Raw genomic sequence first — 26,524 nt, 5'->3', positions numbered from 1 at the left:
AGGTCTCTACCCGGGCCGAATGTCGCGGTACGCCTAGACGGTCAGGGTGTCCCTGGAGTCGCGGCGGCGCCGGCCGAACAGGCTCCGTCGGCGGCGACCCACGGGCTCGGTCACCGCATCGGGTCCGGTACCGGTGGCGGGCCCGTGCTGCGACCATCCCGAGGTGTCGGTGACCGTGGGGTCGTCCACGGTCTGGGCCCGGGAGTCCCGGTAGGCGATGTCGCGGACGCTACGCACCGACAACCTCCCGGCCGCCAGCGCAGCCAGGAAGATGATCAGAGCACCGAGTCCGGAGAAGTAGGTCAGCTCCAGCCACACCCGGTGCGCCTCGGTGGCGGCAACGGGCTCACCAGCGTTCCCGAGGCCCAACGGGCCGGCCACGGCACGCCCCACGACGAACCAGGCACCCGCCGCCACCGCCATCCAGCTGCCGAGCATCGCGGTGGCGCGATTGCGGGAGGCGAACAGCAGAAGCCCGCCCAGGACCGCGACCAGTCCGGGCAGCACCTGCAACCATCCGCGGCCCGCGGTCCACGCCCACGGACGGTCAGGGCTGAACGCGAAGTCGAAGAGTGGGCCCACGAACGGAATCAGCGCGCCCCATACGCCCAAAGCCACGATGAGCAGGCCGCTGACGGCGCCCCTGCTCCGCGGAATCTGCATCGTGCCCCGGCCTGCCCGGGTCGTCGTGTCGGCCATGGTCCTCACCTTTCCTACAGGTGATCAGCGCATACCCAGACTGCGGAAGCGATAACCGGCCACGGCGCACCGCCCCCCATAGGAGGGCCGACGCGATCGTTGCCAGAAACTGACACGCGCGCCTATTGACGACCTTTCACTACCATCGGGACGTGAGCCGAATTCGCCAGCGGTGGGCGCAGCCCGACCATTACCACTGGCTGTCGGGGTACCTCGGCGACCGGAATCTGCAGGGCTTCACACGCCGCATGATGGGCCTCATCAACCTCGTGCTCGCGATCGTTCCGGCCCTGATGGTGCTCAGTCCTTCCGGCCCCGACACCGGCTTCGGCGTGGCGGCCGGCCTCGTCCTGTCCGTGCTCTGCGCGCTGATGGCCGGGGTGTGGTTTCTGCACTGGCCCACCAGAGCCGAGTCGATCGCGTTCTCGATCCTGTCCAACATCAGCATCGCCGTCGTGGCCCTCTCGTGGCCGGACCCACTGACCGGACTGCTCGGCTGTATCACGTTCGCGGCGCTCGCCGGCTATGTGGCGTTCTTCCACTCCAGCCACTACCTGGTGATGGTGCTCGCGACAGCCGCGGGGGTGGCGATCATCTGCACCGCCGACATCACGGCCGGCGGGGACGCCTACCTGGCCGCGGTCGCATTCATGATGATCGCCGTCGCCGTGCTGGCCGTGCCGTTCTCCGCCCAGGTCCTCGTGCATCTGCTCGGGGACGACGCCCTGCACTCGCACACCGACCCGCTGACGGGACTGCGCAACCGCCGCGGCTTCTACCGGTCGGTGCGCCGCCTTCTCAGAGCCGCACCCGACCGGGATCTGAACTTCCTGACCGTGGCGATGATCGACCTGGACCGCTTCAAACAGATCAATGACACCCGCGGCCACGCCACCGGTGACCGCCTGCTCGTCAGCATCAGCGGGTGCCTGTGCCACTGCGCCCGCGGCGAGGCCGTCGTGGGCCGGGTCGGGGGTGAGGAGTTCCTGATCGCCGAGGCCACCCGCGACGACGACGCCGAGGCTCTGGCCGAGAGGCTGCGACTGGCGATCGCATCGACGTCGTGGGGCATCACGGCCAGTGTCGGTGTCGCCTGTCGCCGGCTGAACGGGGACGCCGACACCCGGGAGCTTCTCGGCGACCTGATCGAGGCCGCCGACTCCGCGATGTACGAGGCCAAACGGTCCGGCGGCAACCAGTATCGGCGCGCCCGCGAGTCGGCGGCCTGAGCTGCCCGGACGCTACAACACGGCCCCGACCACCAGCAGCACGATCGCCACCAGTGGCAGCGCCCCCTGGGTCACGGCCGCGCGCGCCTTCTCCGGCGACGACGCCAGCAGGACCACGGCGGCGGCGAGCATCGAGCCGACGCCGGCGAACACCAGCGCCCGCCCCACCGCGGTGTCACCGGTGAGCGCGAAGACCACACCGACGACGGTGACGATGCCGAGGAACAGGTTGTAGAACCCCTGGTTGAAGGCCAGCATCCTGGTGGCCTCCGCCTCCTCGGCCGTAAGACCGAACACCGCTCGGGTGCGCGGTGAGGTCCAGGTCAGCGACTCCATCACGAAGATGTAGCCGTGCAAAACGGCGGCCAGCACCGCCACGATGAGGCCTGCCAACTGCATGCGATCACGCTCCTGTCATTCGAACAGACCCACCTGTCCGAGACCGCCCGCCCCGGCGGGCGGCGTCATCCCGAGATGTTTCCAGGCCTGCGCGGTCGCGACCCGCCCTCTCGGAGTGCGTGCGATCATGCCGGCCCGCACCAGGAACGGTTCGCAGACCTCCTCCACCGTGGTCGCCTCCTCACCCACGGCCACCGCCAGGGTCGACACCCCGACCGGTCCCCCACCGAAGCTGCGGGTCAGCGCCGAGAGCACCGCGCGGTCGAGGCGGTCGAGGCCGAGCTCGTCGACGTCGTAGACCTCCAGGGCGTACTTGGCGATGTCACGGGTGATGACGCCGTCGGCGCGCACCTCGGCGTAGTCACGGACGCGGCGCAGCAACCGGTTGGCGATACGCGGCGTGCCCCTCGAACGGCGGGCGATCTCGGCCCCGGCCTCGGCGCCGAGCTCGATGCCGAGGATCCCGGCCGACCGGGCCAGGACGCGTTCCAGCTCGGCGGGCTCGTAGAAGTCCATGTGCGCGGTGAAGCCGAAGCGGTCGCGCAGCGGACCGGTCAGCGCGCCGGACCGGGTGGTCGCCCCGACCAGGGTGAACGGCGCGACCTCCAGCGGAATCGACGTCGCCCCAGGGCCTTTGCCCACGACCACGTCGACCCGGAAGTCCTCCATGGCGAGATAGAGCATCTCCTCGGCGGGCCGCGCGATCCGGTGGATCTCGTCGATGAACAGCACGTCACCCTCGATGAGGTTGGACAACATCGCGGCGAGGTCGCCGGCGCGTTCCAGCGCGGGTCCCGAGGTCACCCGCAGCGACGAACCCAGCTCCGCGGCGATGATCATCGCCAGCGAGGTCTTGCCCAGGCCCGGCGGACCCGACAGCAGGATGTGGTCCGGGGTGCCGCCGCGATTCTTGGCGCCTTCCAGAACAAGCTGGAGCTGTTCCCGCACCCTGGGCTGACCGATGAACTCGCCCAGCGATCTCGGCCGCAGGCTGGCGTCGATGTCACCTTCGCCGACCGTCAGCGCCGGCGCGACCTCGCGCTCGTCGGCGTCGTCGCCGGGGCCGTCGGCATTGGAGAAGCGACCCATCGGCTACTTCTTCCCCAGCATCGACAGCGCGGCGCGCAGGGCGCTCGACGTCGTCGCCTCCGGGTCGTTGGCCAGCACCTTGTCGGTGGCCTCCTCGGCCTGCTTGACCGCGAAACCCAGACCGACGAGCGCCTCGACCACCGGGCCCCGGATGCCGTGCCCGCCGGCAGCGGCGACGCCCGAGGACGTCGAGGACCCGACCTTGTCACGCAGGGTGAGCGCCAGCAGCTCGGCGGTCTTCTTGCCCACCTTCGGGATTCGCGTCAACGCGGTCAGATCACCGTCGCCGATGGCCTGCCGCAGCGTCGGCCCGTCGTACATCGCCAGGGCACCGAGCGCGATGCTGGGGCCGATACCCGAGACCCCGAGCAGCGTGAGGAACAGATCGCGGGCGTCGGAGTCGGCGAACCCGTAGAGCGTCTGGGAGTCCTCGCGCACGATCATCGCGGTGATCAGCCTGGCCTCGGAGCCGCGGCGCAACGTCGCGAGTGTCGCCGGCGTCGCCATGACCTTGTATCCCACGCCCGCGGCTTCGATGACGACGTGGTCGAGCGCGATGTCGAGGACCTCGCCGCGCACCGACGCGATCACCGGGCGCTCCGTGAGACCTGGCGCGTCTTCGCCTTGAGGGTCGCCTGGTACTTGCGGCGCTGCTCGGCGGCCATCTCCTCGGCGGCCGCCATCCGTGAGATCATCGGCGCACGCCAGCAGTGACAGATCGCGAGCGCCAGCGCGTCGGCCGCGTCGGCTGGAGTCGGCTTCTGTTGCAGCGCAAGGATTCTGGTGACCATCTCGGTGACCTGGGCCTTGTCGGCGCGGCCGTTGCCGGTGACCGCGGCCTTCACCTCACTGGGCGTGTGGAAGTGCACATCGATGTCGCGCCGCGCGGCGGCCAGCGCGACCACACCACCGGCCTGCGCGGTCCCCATCGCGGTGTTGGCGTTCTGATTGGAGAACACCCGCTCGATGGCGATCACGTCGGGACGGTGGGTGTCCAGCCAGTGTTCGACGGCGTTGCTGATGGCCAACAGGCGATGCGCCAGAGGATGATCCGACGGCGTGCGCACCACGTCGACATCGAGGGCGATCACCTGCCGGCCCCGGCCGCTCTCGATGACCGACAGGCCGCACCGGGTCAGTCCCGGGTCGACTCCCATCACCCGCACGCCAGCTCCTTCACGGTGAACATTTGTTCGAGAGCTTAGCTTCTGCGACCGACGGGAGCGGGCAGGGACACGCGCCCCGCGCACCTCAGGACTCCGATGACTCCAGCGTCGGGGCCAGTGTGCCCGCCCGGGCCGACTCGGCGAGTTCGGCGATCCGCTGCCCCGAGGCACGCCAGCCACGGACCCGCTCCCGGGCGACCTCGGAGCCGTCACATTCGACGAGGACCGTCCACGACACCCCGCACCATTTGGCCGCGAGCCAGAACGGCCACATCAGCATGAACGGCAGCACGATCAGGAAGATCATCGCGTCCAGCGTCGCGAATCCGGTCTCCCACGGCACGGTCTTCCACCACCAGCGGCGGATCCGCCACTGCACACCGTCGGAGTCTTCGACCTTCTCCATACGCGCCGCGGTTCCGCGCGCCTCAGTCGGCGTCGAGCTGCGCGGCGACGTCGTCGGGGATGTCGACGTTGGTGTAGACGTCCTGCACGTCGTCGCTGTCTTCCAGCGCGTCGACGAGCTTGAGCACCTTGCGGGCACCGTCGAGGTCGACGGGCACCGACACCGACGGCTGGAAGCTGGCCTCGGCCGAGTCGTACTCGATCCCGGCATCCTGCAGAGCCGTGCGGACCGCGACGAGATCGGTGGGCTCGGAGATGATCTCGAAGCTGTCACCCAGATCGTTGACATCCTCGGCGCCGGCGTCGAGCACCGCCGCGAGCACGTCGTCCTCGCTGAGCCCGTTCTTGTCGAGCGTCACCACGCCCTTGCGGGTGAACAGGTAGGCCACCGAGCCCGGGTCGGCCATGTTGCCGCCGTTGCGGGTCATCGCCACCCGGACCTCGCCGGCGGCGCGGTTCTTGTTGTCGGTCAGACATTCCACGAGGATCGCGACACCGTTGGGGCCGTAGCCCTCGTAGGTGATGTTCTGCCAGTCGGCGCCGCCGGCCTCTTCGCCCGCGCCGCGCTTGCGGGCGCGCTCGATGTTGTCGTTGGGGACCGAGTTCTTCTTGGCCTTCTGGATCGCGTCGTAGAGCGTCGGGTTCCCGCCGGGGTCACCGCCACCGGTGCGGGCCGCCACCTCGATGTTCTTGATGAGCTTGGCGAAGTTCTTGCCGCGACGCGCGTCGATCACGGCCTTCTTGTGCTTGGTGGTGGCCCACTTGGAATGGCCGCTCATGCAGGTACTACCTTCTTCGTCTCGGTCGTCCGGGTCGAGCTGAATCAAAGTCCGGTTGACGATTCTACGTGGGCGTTCACCGACACCGGACGTCGTCGGCGCCAAACCCCGCGATCGCCGGCACGGCCGGACGGCGCCCACGACTGTTAGCTGAGCCACACCCTATGGCCCAGATATCTTACTGAAGAGTAAGGTACGGCCATGACATTCTCGCTGGAGTTGTCCTCGGACTTGCTGGACGTGCAGAAATGGGTCCACGAGTTCGCCGCCGACGTGGTCCGTCCCGCCGCCGCGGAATGGGACGAGCGCGAAGAGACGCCGTGGCCGATCATCCAGGAGGCCGCGAAAGTCGGGCTGTACTCCATGGAGTTCTTCGCCGAGCAGGCCGCCGAACCGAGCGGACTCGGCATGATCGTCGCGTTCGAGGAGATGTTCTGGGGTGACGCCGGCATCGCGCTGGCGATCCTGGGCACCGGGCTGGCCGCCGCGTCCGTCGCAGCCAACGGCACACCCGAGCAGGTCGGCGAATGGGTTCCGCAGATGTTCGGCAGCGTCGACGATCCCAAGGTCGCCGCGTTCTGCTCCTCGGAACCCAACGCCGGGTCCGACGTCGGCTCGATCCTGACCAGGGCGCGCTACGACGAGGCGACCGACGAGTGGGTGCTCAACGGCACCAAGACGTGGGCCACCAACGGGGGTATAGCCAACGTCCACGTCGTCGTCGCGTCCGTCTACCCCGAACTCGGCACCCGCGGCCAGGTCTCGTTCATCATCCCGCCCGGGACGAAGGGTCTGAGCCAGGGGCAGAAGTTCCTCAAGCACGGCATCCGCGCGTCGCACACCGCCGAGGTCGTGCTCGACGACGTCCGCATCCCCGGCCGGATGATCGTCGGCGGCAAGGAGCGTTTCGACGCGCGCATCGCGAAGGTCCGTGAGGGCAAGAAGGCCGCCGGCCAGGCCGCGATGGCGACGTTCGAGCGCACCCGCCCCACCGTCGGCGCCATGGCGGTCGGCGTGGCGCGGGCCGCCTTCGAGTACGCCCGCGACTACGCCTGCGAGCGTGAGCAATTCGGCCGCAAGATCGGCGAGTTCCAGGGTGTCGCGTTCAAGCTGGCCGACATGAAGGCCCGGATCGACGCCGCTCGGCTGCTGGTCTACCGCGCCGGGTGGATGGCGCGCAACGGCAAGGCATTCGAGTCCGCGGAGGGATCGATGGCCAAGCTCGTCGCGAGCGAGACCGCGGTCTACGTGACCGACGAGGCGATCCAGATCCTCGGCGGCAACGGCTACACCCGTGAATACCCGGTCGAGCGGATGCACCGCGACGCCAAGATCTTCACGATCTTCGAGGGCACCAGCGAGATCCAGCGCCTGGTGATGGCCCGCGCGATCACGGGTCTGCCCATCCGCTGACCGCGATTTCGGTGTCGTTCGTCAACGTGGGCGTGACCAAATACACCGAAATGACCAACTACACCGCAATCACCTGAGCGAGTCGACGAACAACCGGTGCACCCGGCGGTCGCCGGTCACCTCCGGGTGAAACGCGGTGGCCAGGTTGCGGCCCTGACGCACCGCGACCGGATGGCCCGCGGCCCGTGCGAGCACCTCGACCCCGGGCCCGACCCGCTCGACCCAAGGCGCCCGGATGAACACCGCATGCACCGGACCGTCGAGGCCGTCGAACGCGATGTCGTCCTCGAAGGAATCGACCTGGCGGCCGAAAGCGTTGCGCCGCACGGTCATATCGATTCCGCTCAGGGGCAGCGCCTCGCGCCCGGGGACACCCGCGTCGGCGATCTCGGTGGCCAGCAGGATCATCCCCGCGCACGACCCGTACGCGGGCATCCCGTCGGCCAGGCGCGCCCGCAACGGCTCGAGAAGCTCGAGCTCCCGCAGCAGATGGCTCATCGCCGTCGACTCCCCGCCGGGGATCACCAACGCGTCGACCGCGGCCAACTCCGCTGCGCGACGCACCGTGCCGGGTTGCGCACCCGCCTCTCGCAGAGCAGCCAGGTGCTCCCGGGTGTCGCCCTGCAACGCGAGCACCCCGACCCGCGGGTCGCTCACCCTCGCTGAGGCGTGAAGTCGCGGGTGAAGCGGGTCAGACCCTCCTGCATCACCGCGGCGACCATCTCGCCGTAGCGGTTGTAGATCTTGCCCTGCGTCAGCGAGCGGCCACCACACGCCGACGGCGACGACTGGTCGTAGAGCAGCCACTCGTCGGCGCGGAACGGCCGCATGAACCACATCGCGTGGTCGAGCGAGGCCACCATCAGGTGCTTGCGCTCCTCGACGTGGTTGACCTGGGCCGAACCCAGCAGAGTCAGGTCGCTCATGTAGGCCAGCGCGCAGATGTGCAGCACATGGTCGTCGGGCAGCGGGTCGCGATGGCGGAACCAGACCTGCTGCTGGGACGCCTTGCCCTCCCGCACACCGAGGCGCTCGCGCGGCACGATCCGGACGTCCCACTCGTCGAACTGCTTGAAGCTCGCGTCGTCGAACACCTTGCTGACCGATTTGAAATCAGGGATGTCGTCGGGCGGCACCGCATGCGGCATCGCGTCCTGGTGTTCGATGCCGCTCTGGTCGGTCTGGAACGACGCCGACATCGAGAAGATCGTCTCGCCGTGCTGGATCGCCGTCACCCGGCGGGTGCAGAACGAGCCGCCGTCGCGAATCCGCTCGACGGTGTACACCGACGGCGAGCGGGCGTCACCGGCGCGCAGGAAGTACCCGTGCAGGGAATGCACCTGATACTTCGGGTCGACGGTGCGCACCGCGGAGACCAACGACTGCCCGGCGACGTGACCGCCGAACGTGCGTTGCAGGAATCCCGACTCGGGACTGAAGACGCCGCCCCGATAGATGTTGACCTCGATCTGCTCCAGGTCGAGGATCTCTTCGATCGCCATCGCTACCGTTACCAGCCGCGTTCGGCGAGCCGGTGAGGCTGCGCGATGTCCTCCACGTTGATGCCGACCATCGCCTCGCCCAGCCCCCGCGAGACCTTGGCCAGCACGTCGGGATCGTCGTAGAACGTGGTGGCCTTGACGATCGCGGCGGCACGCTCGGCGGGGTTGCCGGACTTGAAGATCCCTGAGCCGACGAACACCCCCTCGGCGCCGAGCTGCATCATCATCGCGGCGTCCGCGGGGGTGGCGATGCCGCCCGCGGTGAACAGCGTCACCGGAAGCTTCCCGGCCTGGGCGACCTCGACGACGAGGTCGTACGGGGCCTGCAATTCCTTTGCCGCAACGTACAACTCGTCCTCCGACAGCGACGTCAGCCGGCGGATCTCGCCGCCGATCTTGCGCATATGGGTGGTCGCGTTGGAGACGTCGCCGGTGCCGGCCTCACCCTTGGACCGGATCATCGCCGCGCCCTCGGTGATGCGGCGCAGCGCCTCGCCCAGATTGGTCGCGCCGCAGACGAACGGCACGGTGAACTTCCACTTGTCGATGTGGTTGGTGTAGTCGGCGGGGGTGAGCACCTCGGACTCGTCGACGTAGTCCACGCCGAGGCTCTGCAGGATCTGGGCCTCGACGAAGTGGCCGATCCGGGCCTTGGCCATCACCGGGATCGTGACGGCGTCGATGATGCCCTCGATCATGTCGGGGTCGCTCATCCGCGACACCCCGCCCTGGGCGCGGATGTCGGCGGGGACGCGCTCGAGCGCCATCACCGCGACCGCACCGGCGCCTTCGGCGATACGCGCCTGCTCGGGTGTGACCACGTCCATGATGACGCCGCCCTTGAGCATCTCGGCCATGCCGCGCTTCACCCGGGCGGTTCCGCGAGCGGGAGCCCCTGACGCCGCCCCCGTCAATTCGGATTCCACTGCTATCTCCTTAATTCGCTGCTGATCCAGTTTAGAGGCGGCCGCAAATCCATTCGATCCGCTGCGCCGGGCCTGTGAGCCCACTCACCTCACCTGATCGATCGCACCGGGCCGGCCGGCACCTCGTCCGGCGCGTCGGCGAGCCTGTTGGCTTCGTCGAGAAGCTCACCCAGTTGCCGGGGATACACGTTCTCACCGTCGGCGACCAGCTTGCCGATCATTGTCGCATCGCACCATCGGTGATCGTGAATGTAGGTGCGCTCAAGCCCGGATCGGCCGGCGTCGGAGGGCTCGAACCGCCGGGTGCGGTGCACGAAGTACATCTCCTCGCTGCGGATGACCGCGCCGTTGAAGTCGATGACCGCGTCGCGGCGCCACACCGGACCCACCATCGCCTCCGGAGCCACCGCCAGCCCGGTCTCCTCCTCGAGTTCGCGCACCGCGGCCTGGGCCAGCGACTCCCCCAGCTGCGTGGCGCCGCCGATCGTGAACCACCAGCGGGGCGGGGGTGTCGGCGCGTCCGCGCCGGCGGGATCGGAGCCGCACAGCAGCAGCACGGCGCCGTCCTCGTCGAGCAGCACGATGCGCGACGACGTGCGCCTGCGCGCCGGCGCCAGTTCCCGCGCAGACATCTCCCCTGCCTCGGCGATCTCGAAATAGGTTGGTAGAGAAGCAGTGCCGCCGAGACGCAGCATGCGCACCAACGGGCGCTCGCGCAGCGCGAGGGTGTCGCGGACCGCGTCGTTGTGGAAACGGCGGGCCAACAGGACACGCGCCTCGGCGTCGGCCAGTTCGGCGACCATGGCCACCGCCAGCGACGACGGGTTGACCCGGGCCAGCGCCGCGGACAACTCGTTCTCCGCGGCCTCGCGCGACGCCCGCGGCGCCCGCTCGGCGACGTCGGCCAGCGCAGCCAGCCGTCTACCCTCGGGTCCCCCGCCGTACGCCTCCACCGCGACGGCGCGCGCGACCACCGCCCGGCGCGCCAGCGCGCCGTCGAGCGCCTGCCAGGACAGGTCGTAGCGCACATGGAGACGGTCCAACCGGGTCGCGGTCTGATAGGCCCACGTCAGGATCAGCAGCACCGCGCCGACCACGACCGCGATGACGACGGCGGTGATCCACGGGATCACGACTCGACCCGCACCTTCACCCCGGAGCCCGCGACGGTCTCGTAGACCCGCATGATCTGCTTACCGACCACCGACCAGTCGTAGCGCGCCACGGCGCGGGTCGCGCACTCGATGTAACGGCGGCGCACGGCGGCATCGGAAAGCACCTCGACCAGCCCTTGCGCCAGGGCGGCGGAGTCGTCGACGGTCACCAACCGGCCGGCCTCACCGTCGTCGAGAACGCGCCTGAATGCGTCCAGGTCGCTGGCCACCACCGCGGTGCCGGCGGCCATCGCCTCCACGAGCACGATGCCGAAACTCTCACCCCCGGTGTTGGGTGCGCAGTACACGTCGGCGCTGCGCATCGCCGACGCCTTCTCCGCGTCGCCGACCTGCCCCAGAAACCGCAGGTGCCCGGCGAGCGGTCCGGCCTGGCTGCGCAGTTCGTCCTCGTCGCCGCGGCCGACGACCAGGATCTCCACGTCGGGGAATGGCTCCACCACCGCCGGCAGCGCCCCCAGCAGCACCGCCATGCCCTTGCGGGGTTCGTCGAAGCGGCCCAGGAACAGCACCGTCGGGCCCGTTCGCGGGTAACCGGGCAGCAGCGGCGCGGTGGCGAAGCTGCCGACGTCCACGCCATTGGGGATCTCGACGGCGTCGCTGCCCAGCGACTCCATCTGCCAGCGGCGCGCCAGATCGGACACCGCGATGCGCCCGACGATCTTCTCGTGCATGGGCCGCAGGATCGGCTCGAACACCGACAGGGTCAGCGACTTCGTCGTCGAGGTGTGGAACGTCGCCACGATCGGCCCGGAGGCGATGTTCAGCGCCAGCATCGACAGGCTCGGCGCGTTCGGTTCGTGCAGGTGCAGGACGTCGAAACGGCCCTGCTGGATCCACTTCTTCACCAGACGGTGAGTGGCGGGACCGAACCGCAACCGGGCCACCGAACCGTTGTACGGGATCGGCACCGCCCTGCCGCCGGAGACGACGTAGTCGGGCAGCGAGTCCTGGGCGTCCGGGGACGCCGGCGCGAGCACGCTGACCTCGTGCCCGTCGACGCGCATCACCTCCGCCAGCTGCAGCACGTGCGACTGCACCCCGCCGGGCACGTCGAACGAGTAGGGGCAGACCATGCCGATGCGCATCAGGACGGTCGCCTCGTCGCACGCCCGCGCCTCACGTTCCCTCCAGGTGGGCCCTGCGCTCGTCGGACAGGTCGGCCACCCACTGGGGCTGCATCATGTGCCAGTCCTCGGGGTGCGCGGCGATGTTCGCCGCGAACCGGTCCGCCAGGGCCTGGGTGACCGCGGAGACATCACCCGACGACGTGTCGATCGGTTCGTACACGGCGCACCCCCAGCCGTCGCCGTCGAACCAGCAGTGCGCCGGGAACAGCGGGGCACCCGTCTCGATCGCGAGCTTCGCCGGCCCGGCGGGCAGTCGGCTGGGCTCGCCGAAGAAGTCGACCTCGACACCCCGGCGGCTCAGGTCCCGGTCGGCCATCAGGCAGACGATGCCGTTGTCGAGCAGCCAGTCGCGGACCACGTCGTAGGCGGGTCGTTCGCCCCCCGACGACGGCACCACGTTGAACCCCAGGCTCTGCCGGTAGGCGAGGAACCGGTTGTACAGCGATTCGGGCTTGAGCCGTTCGGCGACGGTGGCGAAGGTGCCGTGGTTCTGCGCCAGCCACACCCCGGCCATGTCCCAGTTGCCGCTGTGCGGCAGCGCCAGCACCGCGCCGCGACCGTGCTCGAGCGCGGCGAACACCGTCTCGATGTCGCGCACCCACAGTTTCCTGCCCAGCTCCGCATGGTCCATCGACGGCAGCCGGAACGCCTCACGCCAGTAGCGCGCGTAGGACGCCAGCGACGCCCGCATCAGGGAATCCGGCACCTCCGCGGGAGCCGAGCCGATCACCCGCGCCAGGTTCCTGCGCAGCTGGTCGGGTCCGCCGTTGCGCGACGCCCACACGGCACCGGCCTCAAAGGTGTTGCGCGCCACGATGTCCGGCGCGGCACGCACCAGCCGCCAGCCTGCGGCGTACCCCCAGTCGCTGAGCTGACCCGCCAGCGCCGACGGAAACGCCAACAGTCCCCCACCGTCGCGCACCGCACCCTGGTCGCGGGTCATTGCTCGGTGGCCTCCGGCTTGTCGGGCACCGACAGCGGCTCCATGGCCGCGGCGGAGGTGCGCACACTGTGCAGCCGCTGACCCACGGTGATCAGGCTGGTGACCGCCAGCAGCCACATCGCGACGTGGAGCAGCCACGGCAGCGGGAACAGCGGGAAGCCCGCCAGACCCGCCCCGACGAGCACGATCACCAGACGCTCGGGACGTTCGATGAGGCCGCCGTCACCGGACAGTCCGCTGGCCTCGGCGCGGGCCTTGATGTAGGAGATGACCTGCGAGGAGACCAGGCAGATCATCGTCGCGACCACCAGTTCGGCACTCTGCAGGCCGAACGCGGCCCACCACAGCAGGCCACAGAACACCGCGCCGTCGCTGATCCGGTCGCAGGCGGCGTCCAGCACGGCGCCGAATCGTGTTCCGCCGCCGCGTTCGCGGGCCATCGCGCCGTCGAGCATGTCGGCGAGCACGAAGAACGAGACGGCGACCGCGCCCCACCACAGCTGCCCGATCGGGAACAGTGTCAGCGCGGCGAGCACCGATCCGGCGGTGCCGAGGATCGTGACGCTGTCGGGGGTCAGACCGACCTTGAGTGCACCCTTGGCCACGGGACGCGACAGCTTCGCATACGCCGCGCGGGTCATCAGATAGAAGTTGCTCACTTCTGGTTTTCCCACTCGGTGGCCAGGAGCAGCCGGGTGTCGCGCAGCAGCTGCGGAATGACCTTGGAGTCGCCGATGACGGTGATGAAGTTGGCGTCCCCACCCCAGCGGGGAACGACGTGCATGTGCAGGTGCTCCGACAGCGAGCCGCCCGCCGAGGTGCCCAGGTTGAGTCCGACGTTGAAGCCGTGCGGCCGCGACACCGTCTTCATCACCCGGATGGCCTTCTGCGTGAACGCCATCAGCTCGGCGCTCTCGTCCTCGGTGAGGTTCTCCAGCTCGGCGACGCGGCGGTAGGGCACGACCATCAGGTGACCGGGGTTGTACGGGTACAGGTTGAGCACCGCGTACACCAGATCGCCGCGGGCCACCACCAGCCCGTCCTCGTCCGACATGTTCGGGATGTCGCTGAACGGCTCCGACGATGCCGCCGAACCGCCCTTCACCGCGTCGGCGATGTACGTCATCCGGTGCGGCGTCCAGAGCCGCTGCAGACGGTCCGGGTCGCCGACGCCGCGATCTACGATCGTGTCCTCCGGGTCCACGTCACCCCTCGCCTGCTACCGGACTCTGCGCGTCGCCCGAGGGCAGGACGACCAGTTCGGCTGTGGGAGTGGCGTTCTCGCGGCGGCGGACCCAGTCCACGATCGCCTCCACCGCCTGGTCGCGGGGCACCCCGTTGATCTGGGTGCGGTCGCCGAAACGGAACGAGACGGCGCCCGCCTCCACGTCCTTGTCGCCCGCCAGGAGCATGAACGGCACCTTCTGGTTGGTGTGGTTGACGATCTTCTTGGCCATCCTGTCGTCGCTGGCGTCCACCTCCACGCGGATACCGCGCCGGCGCAGCTCCGCCGCGACGCCGTCGAGGTAGCCCGCGTGCGCGTCGGCGACGGGGATGCCGACGACCTGCACGGGCGCCAGCCAGACCGGGAACGCACCGGCGTAGTGCTCGGTGAGCACCCCGAAGAACCGTTCGATCGAGCCGAACAGGGCGCGGTGGATCAGCACCGGCCGCCGGCGTGTGCCGTCGGAGCTGGTGTACTCGAGCTCGAAGCGGTCGGGCATGTTGAAGTCGAGCTGGATGGTCGACATCTGCCAGTTGCGCCCCAGCGCGTCACGCACCTGCACCGAGATCTTCGGCCCGTAGAACGCCGCGCCGCCCGGGTCGGGCACCAGCGCCAGGCCGGACGATTCGGCGACTTCGCGCAGCGTCTCGGTGGCTTCCTCCCACAGATCGTCGGAGCCGACGAACTTGTCGGGATCCTTCGTCGACAGCTCCAGATAGAAGTCGTCCAGGCCGTAATCGGCCAGCAGGTCGAGCACGAACTGCAGCAGCCGCGCCAGCTCGTCGCGCATCTCCTCACGGGTGCAGTAGATGTGCGCGTCGTCCTGCGTCATGCCCCGCACCCGGGTCAGCCCGTGGATGACACCGGACTTCTCGTAGCGATACACACTGCCGAACTCGAAGAGCCGCAACGGGAGTTCGCGGTAGGAGCGACCCCGGGACCGGTAGATCAGATGGTGCATCGGGCAGTTCATCGGCTTCAGGTAATAGTCCTGGCCGGGTTTGCGGACCGTGCCGTCCTCGTTGTACTCGGCGTCGATCTGCATCGGCGGGAACATGCCGTCGGCGTACCACTCCAGGTGCCCGGAAGTGATGTAGAGCTGTTCCTTGGTGATGTGCGGGGTGTTGACGAACTCGTAGCCGGCCTCGATGTGCTTGCGACGCGAGTACTCTTCGAGCTCGCGGCGCACCACGCCGCCCTTGGGATGGAAAACCGGTAGGCCCGAACCCAATTCGTCGGGGAAGCTGAACAGGTCCAGCTCGACGCCGAGCTTGCGGTGGTCGCGGCGCTGCGCTTCCTCGATCAGCTCCAGGTGACGGTCGAGCGCTTCCTGGGACTCCCACGCCGTGCCGTAGATGCGCTGCAGGCTCGCGTTGTTCTGATCGCCCCGCCAGTACGCCGCCGAGCTGCGGGTCAGCGTGAACGCCGGGATGTAGCGGGTGGTCGGGATGTGCGGACCACGACACAGGTCACCCCAAACCCGTTCGCGGGTCCGGGGATTGAGGTTGTCGTAGGCGGTGAGCTCATCCCCACCCACTTCCATGACCTCCGGATCGTCGGCTCCGGATTTGTCGTCGATGAGCTCGAGCTTGTACGGCTCGGAGGCCAGCTCGGCGCGGGCTTCGTCCTTGGATCCGAACACCCGCCGCTCGAAGATCTGACCGTCCTTGACGATCTTGCGCATCTTCTTCTCGAGAGCCTGAAGGTGCTCCGGGGTGAACGGCTCGGCGACGTCGAAGTCGTAGTAGAACCCGTCGGTGATGGGCGGCCCGATGCCGAGCTTGGCGTCGGGGAACATCTCCTGCACCGCCTGGGCGAGCACGTGGGCGGCCGAATGCCGGATCACGCTGCGTCCGTCCTCGGTGTCGGCGGCCACCGGCGTCACCTCGACGTCGGTGTCGGGCACCCAGGACAGATCGCGCAGGCGCCCGTCGGCGTCTCGGACCACGACGACGGCGTCGGGTGCTCCGCGGGACGGCAAGCCGGCGTCGCGAACCGCCTGCCCTGCGGTCGTCCCGGCAGTGACCCGGATCGGGGCTGCCGGGGCGGGGCGGGCGGGGGCGCTCATGCGGGCTCTCCAAACTCTCCGTGGGTGGGGACGCTGTCGGTATGGCGGGTCGGGATCGACCGCGACCATGCTATCGGGGCGTCACCTCACGATCCGATACCAATGGGGCTATCGAGCCAGCCGTACTCCAGGCCGAACCACCTGCCGACGAAAGCGAGTGCCCCGAACAGCCACAGCGTGCCCACCACCACGGCGCAGGTGAACAGCGCGCCGAGCGCCTGCACCCACAGGCCCTGCTGTTTGAACCAGTCCATCACCGCGTCGTAGCGCCGGCGCGCGTAGCCCAGTAGCCTCTTGGCCCAGTCGAACTCGGTGGCCAGGATCGCCAGCCCGAGGAACACGATGGCCCAGCCGGGGCCGGGATACGGGATCGCCAGGATGCCGAGGCCCAGCACGACGAGCCCGACGACGCCCACGGAGATGCGGTAGGTGAGGTCGACGACGGGTCGCTCGCGCAGCCGGTCGCGGCGGCGCGCCCACCGCCGGGTGAATCCCGGCTTGTCGGTGTCGGTCATGGTTGACCCGGTTTCAGCTTCACGAACAGCGAATGTGCGTCGGCCAGGACGTGCTCGCCGTCGAGCAGCCGTCCCGAGACGTAGATCTTGCGGTCGACGATATCGTCGATGGCGGCTTCGACCTGCAGTTGGGCGCCGATCAGCGCGATCCTGCGGTAGTCCACGTGGAGGAACGCGGTGCGCTGAGCCTTGCTCCCGCTGAGCTTGAACGCGGTGAAGCCCAGCAGCGAGTCGAACAGGTGGGCCACGGCACCGCCGTGCGCAGCGCCGTTGCGTCCGAGGTGGTAGCGGCGGAAGCACGCGGTGCCGACGACGCGGCCGTCGGTCACCCGCAGATCGATCGGCGGGCTCAGGATGTTGCCGCGGTTGGGCAGGTCCATGCGTCGGCCCGACGGCGAGGACCATTCGTCGGCGTCGTAGGGGGCCAGCAGCGCCGAGGCCTTCTCGATCAGATCGGCGGCCGCGGTGATCACGTCGTCCGGGGCGTCGGCGGCGCGGGTGTGGTCCTGCAGAGTGCGGACCGCCTCGACGAAGCGGCCGTAGTCCGGCCCGCCGCGGTCGGTGGGCCGGGGCGGATTGAAGCCCCCGCCGACGTGGGCGTCGAATCCGGTGCCGACGTGGGCGTCGAATCCGGTACCGGTGTGCGCTTCGGCCGCATCGTTGGTGCTCACCCGCTCACCGTATTGGGTGCCGCGCCGTTCTCCCGCCCGCGGTGACAAGCTGGGCGGGTGAAACTGACCGACCTGGCCGGCAAATCGCTGACGTACACCGAGGTCGGCGCCACCGCGGGGGCGCTGCCCGCGGGGTATCACCACGTGAGCAAGTCGGCGGTGATCGGGCGCGGCCGCGAGCGGTTCGAGCGGGCCGGCAACGACGGCATGCGGTGGGGAATGCTGCGCGGCGCGGGCCTGCGCGTGGAGACGACGACGGCGGTCGCCGAGGTCGGCGCCGAGGTGCTGGTTCATCTCGGGCCTGTCGTCGCTCCGTGCCGGGTCGTCTATGTCGTCGACGAGCAGGACCGACGCGGTTTCGCCTACGGCACGCTGCCGGGGCACGCGGAGGCGGGTGAGGAACTGTTCCTGGTGCGCTACGACCCCTCCACCGACCTCGTCCACGCCGAGGTGAGGGCGTTCTCCCGGCACGCGACGTGGTGGAGCCGGCTGGGCGCTCCGCTGACGTCGGCCATTCAGCGCGCGGTCACCGACCGCTACCTGCGAGCCCTCTGACCAGAGGGTGCGATTGCGGCGTTCGCTGTGGCTGCGTGGCCGGACCGGTGGCCGTGTGCTGCGTGCCCGGGTGCACCACCGACCGCGGTCTGCGGTGCGGGCGTCGTCACAGAAGCGACATTGCCCATGCGCGCTCCCCGGGCGCGGGGCAGCGGTAATCTGGACGTCTTATTGACGCGAAATACTCGGACGGTGACGGTGAACGATTCAGCCGACGTGGAAGCCGCACACCTTCGTGTGGCGGAGTTGGTGCAGGGTCTGCACAACAGGCCCGATGCGGATTCGGACACGGTGGTGGCCGAGCTCGCCGAGCATGCCGCCGCCGAGATCCCGGGCGCGCAGTACGCCGGAATCACGTTGACGCGCAACGCCAAACACGTCGAGACCCCGGCCGCGACCCATCACTGGCCGCTGCTGCTGGACAAGATCCAGCAGCGCTACCTCGAAGGGCCGTGCCTGACCGCGGCGTGGGAAGAGCAGACTGTCCACGTCCGGGACCTACAGACCGAGGAGCGGTTTCCCAACTATCGGCGGGACGCGCTGGCCGAGACGCCGATCCGGTCGATCATGGCCTTCCAGCTGTTCATCGCCGACGAGTCTCTCGGCGCGCTGAACGTGTACTCCGAGAAACCCGATGTGTTCGGCAGCGAGGCGCGGACACTCGGCCTGATCTTCGCCGCGCACTCGTCGGTGGCGTGGAACTCGGCGCGCCGTGAGGCGCAGTTCAAGCGTGCCCTTGAGAGCCGCGACGTCATCGGTCAGGCCAAGGGCATGATCATGGAGCGGTACCGCGTCGACGCTGTCCGGGCATTCGAACTGTTGCGCAAACTGTCCCAGGATTCGAACGTCCCGCTGAGCAAGGTGGCCGCGGACCTGGTCGCCCAGGCGCAGACCTCGAACGGTCAGACCGGCTAGACCCTGACCCGACGGCGTCTGAGGGAGGTCGCTGTCTCCTCAGACGCCGCCGGGTGGCTCGTGGGCCGGCTTTCTACCGGTTGCCCCAGCGGTCCCGACGGTCACCGGTCGGTGCGGCGCCGGTCACTACCCGCGGGACCTCGGCGGCCGGCGGCGTGGCTGCCGAATCCCCTTGCGAGGCAGACCAGTCCGTGCCGACACAGAGCAGATCGGACGGCACCGGCACCGTGTTGGGCAAAGGCACCGGCAGACCCGGGATCGACGGGATGGTCAGCGACGGCGGCGACACCAGGTTCGACAGACCCGTCGCGGCCAGCGGCGCGATCGGGCTCGGCGTGCCCGGCACGGCGAGACTGACCGAGCCGGAGCCGCCGGGCACCGGCGGCGTGCCGGGAGGCGTCGCACCCATGACCGAGGACGCGGTGTTCTGCAGGGTCCTGGCGATGCCGGGAGGGGTGAGCAGATCCGTCAGGGTCAGGGTGCTTCCGGGGGTGCCGGGGGTGGGCGATCCCGGAGTACCGGCCGAGACGCCCGTCGAGTTCGGCGGGGTCGGCGGCACCGGAGGAGCCGGGTAGTTGATGTAGGTGTCGGTCGACCCGGGCGGCAATCCCGGGGTCGACGGCGTGCCGGCATTGCCGGGCACCGTCGTCGCGCCACCGGGCACACCCGGCGCCGGCGGCGTCACCGACGCGGCGGGCACCGTCGTCCCGCCGCCGGGCACGCCCGGCACGGGGGGTGTCGCCACACCGGCGTCACCGAAGACCGGCGCACCGGGGACACCCGGCGCGGGCGGGGTCACCGCACCGGTCGGCACCGCGGCCGCTCCACCGGGGACACCCGGCGCAGGCGGCGTGACCACACCGGCCGGCACCGCCGCCGCCCCACCGGGGACACCCGGCGCGGGCGGGGTCACCACACCGGCCTCACCGAAGACCGGCGCACCCGGGACACCCGGCGCGGGCGGGGTCACCGCACCGGCCGGCACCGCCGCCGCCCCACCGGGAACACCCGGCGCAGGCGGGGTCACCACACCGGCCTCACCGACGATCGGTGCACCTGGTGCGGGCAGAGCACCCGGGCCACCGACCGGGCCGCCGCCGGCGACAGGTCCACCGGGCGCGCCACCCGGCGCGGCACCGCCGGCCGCTGCGGGAGCGGCGCCTGCACCGGGACCACCGGCTGCGCCGACAGCACCCGAGGCACCCTCGACACCGGCACCACCCGCAGCACCGCCTGCGCCACCACCGGCGCCTGCGCCTGCGCCGGAACCACCGCCGGTGACACCGGCTGCGGCTTCGACGGGGGCGCCGGCGTCCCCGAAGACCGGGGCTGCCGGCGGGCCCGCCGGAGGTAGTGCGCCACCGGCACCCTCGACCGGGGCCACTGGAGCAGGCGGAGTCGCGAGTCCGGCTTCGTCAACGATGGGGGCGCCTGGAACACCGGGACCGGGAAGGGTCGCCACACCGGCGTCCCCGACCACCGGGGCACCCGGTGCACCGGGACCCGGAGGGGTCGCCAGCCCGGCCTCGGTGGCCGCGGGAGCGCCGGGAACACCGGGAGCAGGCGGCGTCACCACACCCGCATCCCCACCGGCAGGCACACCCGGAACACCCGGGGCACCCGGCGTCGTCACGCCCGCCTCACCCACCACCGGAGCACCCGGAACACCGGGAGCAGGCGGAGTCGCCACATCGACCGCGGCGTTCGCCGGCCCGCCGGGAGCACCCGGGGCACCCGGCGTCGTCACGCCCGCCTCACCCACCACCGGAGCACCCGGAACACCGGGAGCAGGCGGAGTCGCCACATCGACCGCGGCGTTCGCCGGCGCGCCGGGAGCACCCGGGGCACCCGGCGTCGTCACGCCCGCCTCACCCACCACCGGAGCACCCGGAACACCGGGAGCAGGCGGAGTGGCCACATCGACCGCGGCGTTCGCCGGCGCGCCGGGAGCACCCGGGATGTCGGGTGTCGTCACCGTCATGGAGCGCTCGATCGGGGCTGCGGGAACGCCGACCTCGCCGGGCGTCGCCACGTCGATCGACGAGTTCACCGGAGCGCCCGGCACACCGGGGGTGCCCGGGGTGGTGAAGTTCGCCGTGGCCTCGAGCGGAGCACCGGGCAGGCCCGGCGCCGGCGGCGTGGCGATGTCGATTCCGGAGTTCGCCGGATTCAAGGTGATCTCCGGGGTCGGCGGTGTCGTGTAGGTCGTCGACCCCTCCGACGGAAGGCCCGGTGTCCCGGGCGGCGGCGGGGTCAAGATCTCGACGGTCGAGTTCGTCCCTGTGCCGGGCGCGGGCGGTGCGGGCGGCGAGAACGTCTCGACCGATCCCGACGACGGCGGCGTCGCAGCCGGCGGTGCGGGCGGTGAGAACGTCTCGACCGAGTTCACCGCAGGGGTGCCGGGGGCGCCCGGGGCGGGCGGGGTCACCACCGCGGTGTCGCCGACGGCCGGAACACCCGGTCCGCCCGGCGCAGGCGGGGTCACCACACCGGCCTCGTCCACCACCGGGGCGCCGGGAGCGCCCGGGGCGGGCGGAGTCACCACACCGCCCTCACCGCCGGTCGGAACACCCGGTCCACCCGGAGCGGGCGGGGTCACCACACCGGCTTCATCCACCACCGGCACGCCCGGAGCACCTGGAGCGGGCGGAGTCACCACACCCCCCTCACCACCGGTCGGAACACCCGGTCCACCCGGTGCAGGCGGAGTCACCACACCCCCCTCACCACCGGCCGGAACACCCGGAGCACCTGGGGCGGGCGGCGGCACCGCGCCACCCAGCCCGCCGGCCGGCGGTGCGGGCGCGGGCGGTGCGGGCGGCGGGACGACACCGGCCTCGCCGATCACCGGCGCGCCCGGGATCGGCGGAGCCGGAGGGGGAACCTCGCCCCCTGCTGCGGCCAGAGGTGCGCCTGCCGGCACTGCGCCTCCGGCGCCCTCGACGGGGGCACCGCCGCCGCCCGGGCCACCGATGCCCGAGCCACCGCCTACTCCACCGGCTCCACCGGAGCCGGCCGCAGGCGCGACAGGTGCAGCAGCGCCGGACGGAGCCGCGCCGGCCTCACCGAACACCGGTGCGCCCGGCGCCCCCGGTGGGGCCGGGGGCAGCGCCACTCCGGCCGGGACTGCGGCCGGGCCGCCCGGAACCGGGGGCGCAGGCGGAGCGACGAGACCAGCGGGACCACCCGCGGGGCCGGCGGGTGCGGGCGGAAGCGGCGGCAGGACGGCACCGCCGTCGCCGAACACCGGCGCACCGGGAACGGGCGGCGTCGGCAGTCCCGGGTTGGCCACCGGGGCGCCGACGGGGGCGCCGGGCACGGGAGGAACCGGCGGCGTTCCACCGCCGGTGGACGTCACGGCCGGAACCCCGGGGACGGGCGGGGCGGGCGGCGTCGCGCCCGACGCCGGCGTGCCGGCGGGAGCAGGAGGGGCCGGCGGCACCGGTGGCGTGCCGCCACGGGTCGACGTGGATGCGGGAGTTCCGGGAGACGGCGGGACGGGTGGTGTCGCCCCCGACGACGGGGTGACGACCGAGGCCGGCGGCCTGCCGGGCACGGGCGGAGTGCCCGCCGAGGACGACGAGCTCGCGGGTGGCCTGACGACCGGCGGGGCCGGATTCGGCGGCTCGGTGAACGAGCGGGCCGTGTCGGTCAGCGCCTGGGGGATCTCGCCGGGACGGGTCACGATCTGCTGAAGGATTCCAACGCACGGCACACCGCCCCGGGTGGGAGTCGCATTTGCCGCCGGACCCAGCAGCGGGGCACTCAAGAACAATCCTGCGCTGCCCATCATGACAACGACGATGCTCTTTTTCGTCCGAGACATGTGCTCCCAGTCCTTCTGCGTCCGCGCCGTGCGAATTACATCCGCGTAGTTACCGGGCTTACTGAACCGACAATTGGCGGAATCACCGACGCGACAGAGGGGGTGTTATGCAACCGTTGCCAAGGAGAAGCACAGCCGTCACCACCCCTCCGCGCACACCGACCTGGGCATTCATCGCAGCACGCTGGGAAAACAGGATCAGACGACGCGAGTCCGGCGCGCCGCCGCGTCGGGGCTCACGGCAGTGGGGCGCGCCAGGTGAGCGTCGTGCCGCCCTGCGCACCGCGTCGGACGGAGAACGAGCCGCCGACGTCCTGCGCGCGGCGCGCCAGGTTGGTCAGCCCGCTGCCGGTGACCTCGGCGGCGATCCCCCGGCCGTCGTCGGTGACGGTGATCGCCAGGTCGTCCTCGACGGTGACGGTGACCGCCACCGTCGAGGCCTCTGCGTGGCGAACGGCGTTGCTGACGGCTTCGCGCACCACGGCCTCGGCGTGGTCGGCCAACATTGCGTCCACGACTGACAGCGGACCCACGCACTGCATCGAGGTCCGCACGCCGGATTCCGGGAACGCGGCGACGGCCGCATCGAGACGCTGCCGCAGCCTGGTGACCGCCGACGACCCGCCGTGCAGGTCGAAGATCGCGGTCCTGATCTCCTGGATCACGCTTTGCAGATCGTCGACGTTGGCCGAGAGGCGCTGCTGCACCTCCTCGGACCGGGCGCGCGCGATCGATCCCTGCAGCGAGAGGCCGACGGCGAACAGTCGCTGGATCACGTGGTCGTGCAGGTCGCGGGCGATCCGGTCCCTGTCGGTCAGGATGCCGAGCTCGCGCATCCGGTGCTGGGTGCTCGCCAACTGCCACGCTTGGGCGGCCTGATCGGCGAACGCCGCCAGCATGTCCAGTTCATCGCTGCGAAAGGGTTGCGCGCCAACGGGTCTGAGTACGATCAGCACCCCCGGGACCGCGTCCGGTGCGCGCAACGGAAGAAGCAGCGCCGGACCGACGGTCGCACCGATGCCGATGTCTGCGCCGTCCGTCATGCCCGGTGTCCGGTGCACGAAGGCGTCTCCGATCGCGGTGCCGGCGACCGGGATCGGGTCGTGGGCCGCGGCGATCGTCTCCCCCGCCGAGGCCGCCACCGTCAGCTCGGCGACCTCCCCGACGGGCAGGTCCGGATCATCGGGGATGGCGACCAGGGTCGCCGCCGCACCGCTGAGCTTCTGCGCCCGGTCCGCGACCCGCCGGAACACCCCGGCCGGGTCGATGCCCGACAGCAACTCGGTGCCGATGTCGCGGGTCGCTTCGATCCACGACTGGCGGACCTGCGACTGGGCGTAGAGCCTGGCGTTGTCGATCGCGATGCCGGCCGCGGCCGCCAGCGCCTGAACCAGCACCTCGTCGTCTTCGCTGAACGGCTGGCCGTCGATCTTGTCGGTCAGGTACAGGTTCCCGAACACCTCGTCGCGGATGCGGACCGGAACCCCCAGGAAGGTGCGCATCGGCGGATGGTTCGGCGGAAAGCCCACCGAGGCCGCGTGCCGCGAGATGTCTTCGAGCCGAATGGGTTTCGGATCGTCGATCAACACGCCGAGCACGCCCCGCCCCTCCGGGAGGTGCCCGATGCGCTCGCGCATCGGCTCGTCGATCCCCTCGTAGATGAACTCGACGAGTTCGTGGTCGTGACCGCGCACCCCGAGCGCGCCGTACTGCGCGTCGACCAGCTCGATCGCCGTGTGCACGATGGTCCGCAACGTCTCGTCGAGCTCCAGCCCCGAGGTCACCGCGAGCATCGCCTCGACCAGTCCGTCGAGCCGGTCGCGGCCCTTGATGATCTGCTCCACCCGATCCTGCACCTCGGTCAGCAGCTCACGGAGCCTCAACTGCGACAACGTGGCACGGACCGGGCGTGCGCCGTCATCTGCCCGATGGTCGCCTGCGTCCCCCACCGCTCCATCGTGCACCACCCCGGCCGCGCCGAGCCACACGTCATCTGAGGACCATTGGCCCTGCCCTCCCCCGCTGCCGCCGCGCAGTATCGAAGGTGGACCGATGGAGGCCACCATGTCAGCGACACAGGTTCGCATCGAAACCATCATCGACGCGGTGGACGTGGCGTGCCGGGCACCGTCGCTGCACAACAGCCAGCCGTGGCGCTGGGTGGCCACCGATCACGGCGTCGACCTCTACGCCGACCCCGACCGGATGATCCGGGCCGCCGACTCCACCGGCCGCGAGGCTCTGATCAGCTGCGGCGCCGTTCTCGACCATTTCCGGGTCGCGATGGCCGCCGCGGGCTGGAGCATCACCGTCGAGCGGCTGCCCGAACCGTCCGACCCCCGTCACATCGCCAGAATCAGATTCGCCACCGCCACCGAGGTCACCGCCGAGCAGAAGCGCCGGGCCGATGCGATCCTGGTGCGCCGCACAGACCGTCTGCCGCTCAGCGCGCCGCGGGACTGGGACGTACCCGGCGAAACCGGAGCGGCCGGTGCGGAGCCGGACAATCCGGTGAGAGTGCACACGGTACCGGGCGACAAGCGCGACATGCTGGTCGAGGCCTCCCAGCTGGCGGAGGTGCTGCGGCTCTACGACTCCGACTACCACTCCGAATTGTTCTGGTGGACAGCTGATTTCGTCGCCACCGAGGGAATCCCGCGCAGTGCACTGGTTTCGGCCGCCGAAGGGGACCGTGTCGGTATCGGACGCACGTTTCCGGTCACCACGCAGCCCGAGCGCCGCGGTGAACTGGAGTCCGACGATGCCGCCATCGTGGTGCTCTCCACCGAGGACGATTCGCGCGAGAGCGTGCTGCGCTGCGGCGAGGCACTGTCGGCATTTCTGTTGGACGCCACCATGACAGGACTGGCGACCTGCACGGTCACCCACATCACCGAGGTGCCTGCGGGTCGCGAGGTGGTCGCAACGGTGCTCGGCACCACGGCGATCCCCCAGGTCCTGGTGCGGGTCGGAGCGGCCCCGGCCCTGGACGCCACCCCCGCGCCCACACCGCGCCGGCCGGTCCGCGACGTACTCGAAATACACAGAGGTGCAGCATGTTAGACGCCACATCCACACCGTGCATCGTCGTCGGGATCGACGGTTCGCCCGCCGCGATCGACGCGGCGCTGTGGGCGGTCGATCAGGCGGTGGACCGCGACATCCCGCTGCGTCTGGTGTACGTGATCGACGCCGACGAGGAGGGCGCCGTGGATCCCCACGACCAGGCGCGACAACTGGCCACCGCGGAGATGGCGGTGCGCTATGCCCTGACGGCGCTGGAGTCGACGGAACAACCGGTCAAGATCGAAGTGGAGATTCTGCGGGGCAGGCCGGTGCAGACCCTGCTGGAGGCGGCGCGCTCGGCGGTGCTGATCTGCCTCGGCGCCCGCGGGCTCAAGCACTCGACCCAGGGCAGGATCGGCTCGACGGCCGCCGCGGTCTCGGCGACCGCCCACTGTCCTGTCGCGGTGGTACGGGCGCACCGTCCGCACCGGCGCCCCGACCGCGCCGTCGTCATCGAGATCACCGACAACGTCGACGGGGGCGCAGTGCTGGAACGGGGGCTCGACGAGGCACGCCGCCGCGGCGCACCGGTCCGCGTGCTGACCTCGGCGCGGCCGCAACTCGACGTCACCGCCCGCTGGGAACGCCGGCTCGCCGAATGGCGCCACCGCTATCCGGACCTCGACATCTCCGCGGTCCGCGCCCGCGACGGACTCTTCGACTACCTGGCGGCCCACGGGGACGGACTACAGCTGCTGGTCACCGGCCGAAACCGGCCCGGTGGAGTCGCCCCTCTGGTCGGAACACCCGGTAACGCCGCCCTGCGCGACACCGACTGTTCGATACTGGTGTGCGAACCGCCCAACGCACTGTGAAACGGTGCCGACCACA

At 70.5% G+C, this 26,524-nt stretch carries 27 protein-coding genes; 7 read left to right on the top strand and 20 right to left on the bottom strand.

Annotation, left to right across the window (positions count from 1 at the left end):
• Positions 1-33: 33 nt before the first annotated feature.
• A complete protein-coding gene (locus DYE23_RS12255; protein WP_115327305.1) occupies positions 34-699 on the bottom strand; it encodes a hypothetical protein in 666 nt (221 codons plus the stop codon).
• 152 nt (positions 700-851) lie between these two features.
• Here DYE23_RS12255 and DYE23_RS12250 point away from each other — a divergent pair, with 152 nt between their 5' ends.
• Positions 852-1,928, top strand: coding sequence for a GGDEF domain-containing protein (locus DYE23_RS12250; RefSeq protein WP_115327304.1), 1,077 nt, complete (start codon positions 852-854; stop codon positions 1,926-1,928).
• A 12-nt stretch (positions 1,929-1,940) separates the two neighbouring features.
• Here the strand turns inward: DYE23_RS12250 and DYE23_RS12245 are convergent, their stop codons facing one another.
• The 6 genes from DYE23_RS12245 to DYE23_RS12220 form a co-directional block, all read right to left on the bottom strand.
• Complete coding sequence (locus tag DYE23_RS12245; RefSeq protein ID WP_011894675.1) at positions 1,941-2,327, bottom strand: DUF1304 domain-containing protein; 387 nt, start codon at positions 2,325-2,327, stop codon at positions 1,941-1,943.
• Positions 2,328-2,342: 15 nt separating this feature from the next.
• Positions 2,343-3,416 (bottom strand): Holliday junction branch migration DNA helicase RuvB, encoded by a 1,074-nt coding sequence (ruvB, locus tag DYE23_RS12240; RefSeq protein WP_115327303.1) that lies wholly within the window; start codon positions 3,414-3,416, stop codon positions 2,343-2,345.
• Between the two features lie 3 nt (positions 3,417-3,419).
• Positions 3,420-4,007, bottom strand: a complete 588-nt coding sequence (gene ruvA, locus DYE23_RS12235; RefSeq protein ID WP_011894677.1) for a Holliday junction branch migration protein RuvA — start codon at positions 4,005-4,007, stop codon at positions 3,420-3,422.
• Entirely contained in the window at positions 4,004-4,582 is a 579-nt protein-coding gene (gene ruvC, locus DYE23_RS12230) for a crossover junction endodeoxyribonuclease RuvC (RefSeq protein WP_013471912.1), read from the bottom strand. The genes ruvA and ruvC overlap by 4 nt, the downstream gene beginning before the upstream one ends.
• Before the next feature lie 85 nt (positions 4,583-4,667).
• A complete protein-coding gene (locus DYE23_RS12225; RefSeq protein ID WP_011894679.1) occupies positions 4,668-4,988 on the bottom strand; it encodes a hypothetical protein in 321 nt (106 codons plus the stop codon).
• Between the two features lie 22 nt (positions 4,989-5,010).
• Entirely contained in the window at positions 5,011-5,766 is a 756-nt protein-coding gene (locus tag DYE23_RS12220; protein ID WP_011894680.1) for a YebC/PmpR family DNA-binding transcriptional regulator, read from the bottom strand.
• A 201-nt stretch (positions 5,767-5,967) separates the two neighbouring features.
• Here DYE23_RS12220 and DYE23_RS12215 point away from each other — a divergent pair, with 201 nt between their 5' ends.
• Complete coding sequence (locus DYE23_RS12215) at positions 5,968-7,179, top strand: acyl-CoA dehydrogenase family protein (RefSeq protein WP_013471915.1); 1,212 nt, start codon at positions 5,968-5,970, stop codon at positions 7,177-7,179.
• 69 nt (positions 7,180-7,248) lie between these two features.
• On the opposite strand, the gene pdxT is transcribed toward DYE23_RS12215, so the two are convergent.
• From pdxT to DYE23_RS12160, 11 genes are all read right to left on the bottom strand, one after another.
• Positions 7,249-7,836, bottom strand: coding sequence for a pyridoxal 5'-phosphate synthase glutaminase subunit PdxT (gene pdxT, locus DYE23_RS12210; protein WP_011894682.1), 588 nt, complete (start codon positions 7,834-7,836; stop codon positions 7,249-7,251).
• Complete coding sequence (tesB, locus tag DYE23_RS12205; RefSeq protein WP_011894683.1) at positions 7,833-8,681, bottom strand: acyl-CoA thioesterase II; 849 nt, start codon at positions 8,679-8,681, stop codon at positions 7,833-7,835. The genes pdxT and tesB overlap by 4 nt, the downstream gene beginning before the upstream one ends.
• 8 nt (positions 8,682-8,689) lie before the next feature.
• Positions 8,690-9,538, bottom strand: a complete 849-nt coding sequence (gene pdxS / locus DYE23_RS12200) for a pyridoxal 5'-phosphate synthase lyase subunit PdxS (protein WP_235660576.1) — start codon at positions 9,536-9,538, stop codon at positions 8,690-8,692.
• Positions 9,539-9,696: 158 nt separating this feature from the next.
• On the bottom strand, positions 9,697-10,740 hold the full coding sequence (locus DYE23_RS12195; RefSeq protein ID WP_115327302.1) for an NUDIX hydrolase: 1,044 nt from the start codon (positions 10,738-10,740) through the stop codon (positions 9,697-9,699).
• Positions 10,737-11,867, bottom strand: a complete 1,131-nt coding sequence (locus DYE23_RS12190; RefSeq protein WP_011894686.1) for a glycosyltransferase family 4 protein — start codon at positions 11,865-11,867, stop codon at positions 10,737-10,739. The genes DYE23_RS12195 and DYE23_RS12190 overlap by 4 nt, the downstream gene beginning before the upstream one ends.
• Before the next feature lie 31 nt (positions 11,868-11,898).
• Positions 11,899-12,852: a phosphatidylinositol mannoside acyltransferase gene (locus tag DYE23_RS12185; protein ID WP_115327301.1), complete on the bottom strand. Its 954-nt coding sequence runs from the start codon at positions 12,850-12,852 to the stop codon at positions 11,899-11,901.
• A complete protein-coding gene (gene pgsA, locus DYE23_RS12180) occupies positions 12,849-13,511 on the bottom strand; it encodes a phosphatidylinositol phosphate synthase (RefSeq protein WP_099961380.1) in 663 nt (220 codons plus the stop codon). The genes DYE23_RS12185 and pgsA overlap by 4 nt, the downstream gene beginning before the upstream one ends.
• On the bottom strand, positions 13,508-14,056 hold the full coding sequence (locus tag DYE23_RS12175; RefSeq protein WP_011894689.1) for an ATP adenylyltransferase: 549 nt from the start codon (positions 14,054-14,056) through the stop codon (positions 13,508-13,510). The genes pgsA and DYE23_RS12175 overlap by 4 nt, the downstream gene beginning before the upstream one ends.
• Before the next feature lies 1 nt (position 14,057).
• Entirely contained in the window at positions 14,058-16,145 is a 2,088-nt protein-coding gene (gene thrS, locus DYE23_RS12170) for a threonine--tRNA ligase (protein WP_099961379.1), read from the bottom strand.
• Positions 16,146-16,231: 86 nt separating this feature from the next.
• Complete coding sequence (locus DYE23_RS12165; protein WP_011894691.1) at positions 16,232-16,660, bottom strand: TIGR02611 family protein; 429 nt, start codon at positions 16,658-16,660, stop codon at positions 16,232-16,234.
• Positions 16,657-17,331, bottom strand: coding sequence for a PaaI family thioesterase (locus tag DYE23_RS12160; RefSeq protein WP_013471920.1), 675 nt, complete (start codon positions 17,329-17,331; stop codon positions 16,657-16,659). Before DYE23_RS12160 ends, DYE23_RS12165 begins: the two co-directional genes overlap by 4 nt.
• A 57-nt stretch (positions 17,332-17,388) precedes the next feature.
• Here DYE23_RS12160 and DYE23_RS12155 point away from each other — a divergent pair, with 57 nt between their 5' ends.
• Both DYE23_RS12155 and DYE23_RS12150 read left to right on the top strand, forming a co-directional pair.
• Positions 17,389-17,886 (top strand): DUF1990 domain-containing protein, encoded by a 498-nt coding sequence (locus DYE23_RS12155; protein WP_099961378.1) that lies wholly within the window; start codon positions 17,389-17,391, stop codon positions 17,884-17,886.
• Between the two features lie 198 nt (positions 17,887-18,084).
• On the top strand, positions 18,085-18,801 hold the full coding sequence (locus DYE23_RS12150) for a GAF and ANTAR domain-containing protein (protein WP_172527908.1): 717 nt from the start codon (positions 18,085-18,087) through the stop codon (positions 18,799-18,801).
• A gap of 73 nt (positions 18,802-18,874) precedes the next feature.
• On the opposite strand, the gene DYE23_RS12145 is transcribed toward DYE23_RS12150, so the two are convergent.
• Positions 18,875-22,159, bottom strand: a complete 3,285-nt coding sequence (locus DYE23_RS12145; RefSeq protein WP_235660650.1) for a hypothetical protein — start codon at positions 22,157-22,159, stop codon at positions 18,875-18,877.
• Between DYE23_RS12145 and DYE23_RS31390 the strand changes: the two genes are divergently transcribed.
• A complete protein-coding gene (locus DYE23_RS31390) occupies positions 22,149-22,496 on the top strand; it encodes a hypothetical protein (protein WP_235660648.1) in 348 nt (115 codons plus the stop codon). The genes DYE23_RS12145 and DYE23_RS31390 overlap by 11 nt on opposite strands.
• A gap of 367 nt (positions 22,497-22,863) precedes the next feature.
• Here the strand turns inward: DYE23_RS31390 and DYE23_RS12140 are convergent, their stop codons facing one another.
• A complete protein-coding gene (locus DYE23_RS12140; RefSeq protein WP_115328947.1) occupies positions 22,864-24,591 on the bottom strand; it encodes a GAF domain-containing sensor histidine kinase in 1,728 nt (575 codons plus the stop codon).
• 100 nt (positions 24,592-24,691) lie between these two features.
• Between DYE23_RS12140 and DYE23_RS12135 the strand changes: the two genes are divergently transcribed.
• Positions 24,692-25,690: an Acg family FMN-binding oxidoreductase gene (locus tag DYE23_RS12135; protein WP_115328946.1), complete on the top strand. Its 999-nt coding sequence runs from the start codon at positions 24,692-24,694 to the stop codon at positions 25,688-25,690.
• Positions 25,684-26,508 (top strand): universal stress protein, encoded by an 825-nt coding sequence (locus DYE23_RS12130; protein WP_099961375.1) that lies wholly within the window; start codon positions 25,684-25,686, stop codon positions 26,506-26,508. The genes DYE23_RS12135 and DYE23_RS12130 overlap by 7 nt, the downstream gene beginning before the upstream one ends.
• The last annotated feature ends 16 nt before the right edge of the window (positions 26,509-26,524 follow it).

Origin of the sequence: Mycolicibacterium gilvum (assembly GCF_900454025.1) — a bacterium.
In the GTDB taxonomy this organism is placed as follows: domain Bacteria; phylum Actinomycetota; class Actinomycetes; order Mycobacteriales; family Mycobacteriaceae; genus Mycobacterium; species Mycobacterium gilvum.
This window is presented reverse-complemented; position numbering and strand designations above follow the sequence as displayed.

Coding starts and splice junctions, on each gene's coding strand:
- DYE23_RS12130 (WP_099961375.1), top strand. CDS start 25,684: ATGTTAGACGCCACATCCACACCGTGCATCGTCGTCGGGATCGACGGT.
- ruvB (WP_115327303.1), bottom strand. CDS start 3,416: ATGGGTCGCTTCTCCAATGCCGACGGCCCCGGCGACGACGCCGACGAG.
- DYE23_RS12255 (WP_115327305.1), bottom strand. CDS start 699: ATGGCCGACACGACGACCCGGGCAGGCCGGGGCACGATGCAGATTCCG.
- DYE23_RS12185 (WP_115327301.1), bottom strand. CDS start 12,852: ATGACCCGCGACCAGGGTGCGGTGCGCGACGGTGGGGGACTGTTGGCG.
- DYE23_RS12245 (WP_011894675.1), bottom strand. CDS start 2,327: ATGCAGTTGGCAGGCCTCATCGTGGCGGTGCTGGCCGCCGTTTTGCAC.
- DYE23_RS12135 (WP_115328946.1), top strand. CDS start 24,692: ATGTCAGCGACACAGGTTCGCATCGAAACCATCATCGACGCGGTGGAC.
- DYE23_RS12225 (WP_011894679.1), bottom strand. CDS start 4,988: ATGGAGAAGGTCGAAGACTCCGACGGTGTGCAGTGGCGGATCCGCCGC.
- tesB (WP_011894683.1), bottom strand. CDS start 8,681: ATGGCGATCGAAGAGATCCTCGACCTGGAGCAGATCGAGGTCAACATC.
- DYE23_RS12165 (WP_011894691.1), bottom strand. CDS start 16,660: ATGACCGACACCGACAAGCCGGGATTCACCCGGCGGTGGGCGCGCCGC.
- DYE23_RS12220 (WP_011894680.1), bottom strand. CDS start 5,766: ATGAGCGGCCATTCCAAGTGGGCCACCACCAAGCACAAGAAGGCCGTG.
- pdxS (WP_235660576.1), bottom strand. CDS start 9,538: ATGGCCGAGATGCTCAAGGGCGGCGTCATCATGGACGTGGTCACACCC.
- DYE23_RS12190 (WP_011894686.1), bottom strand. CDS start 11,867: ATGCGCATCGGCATGGTCTGCCCCTACTCGTTCGACGTGCCCGGCGGG.
- DYE23_RS12215 (WP_013471915.1), top strand. CDS start 5,968: ATGACATTCTCGCTGGAGTTGTCCTCGGACTTGCTGGACGTGCAGAAA.
- thrS (WP_099961379.1), bottom strand. CDS start 16,145: ATGAGCGCCCCCGCCCGCCCCGCCCCGGCAGCCCCGATCCGGGTCACT.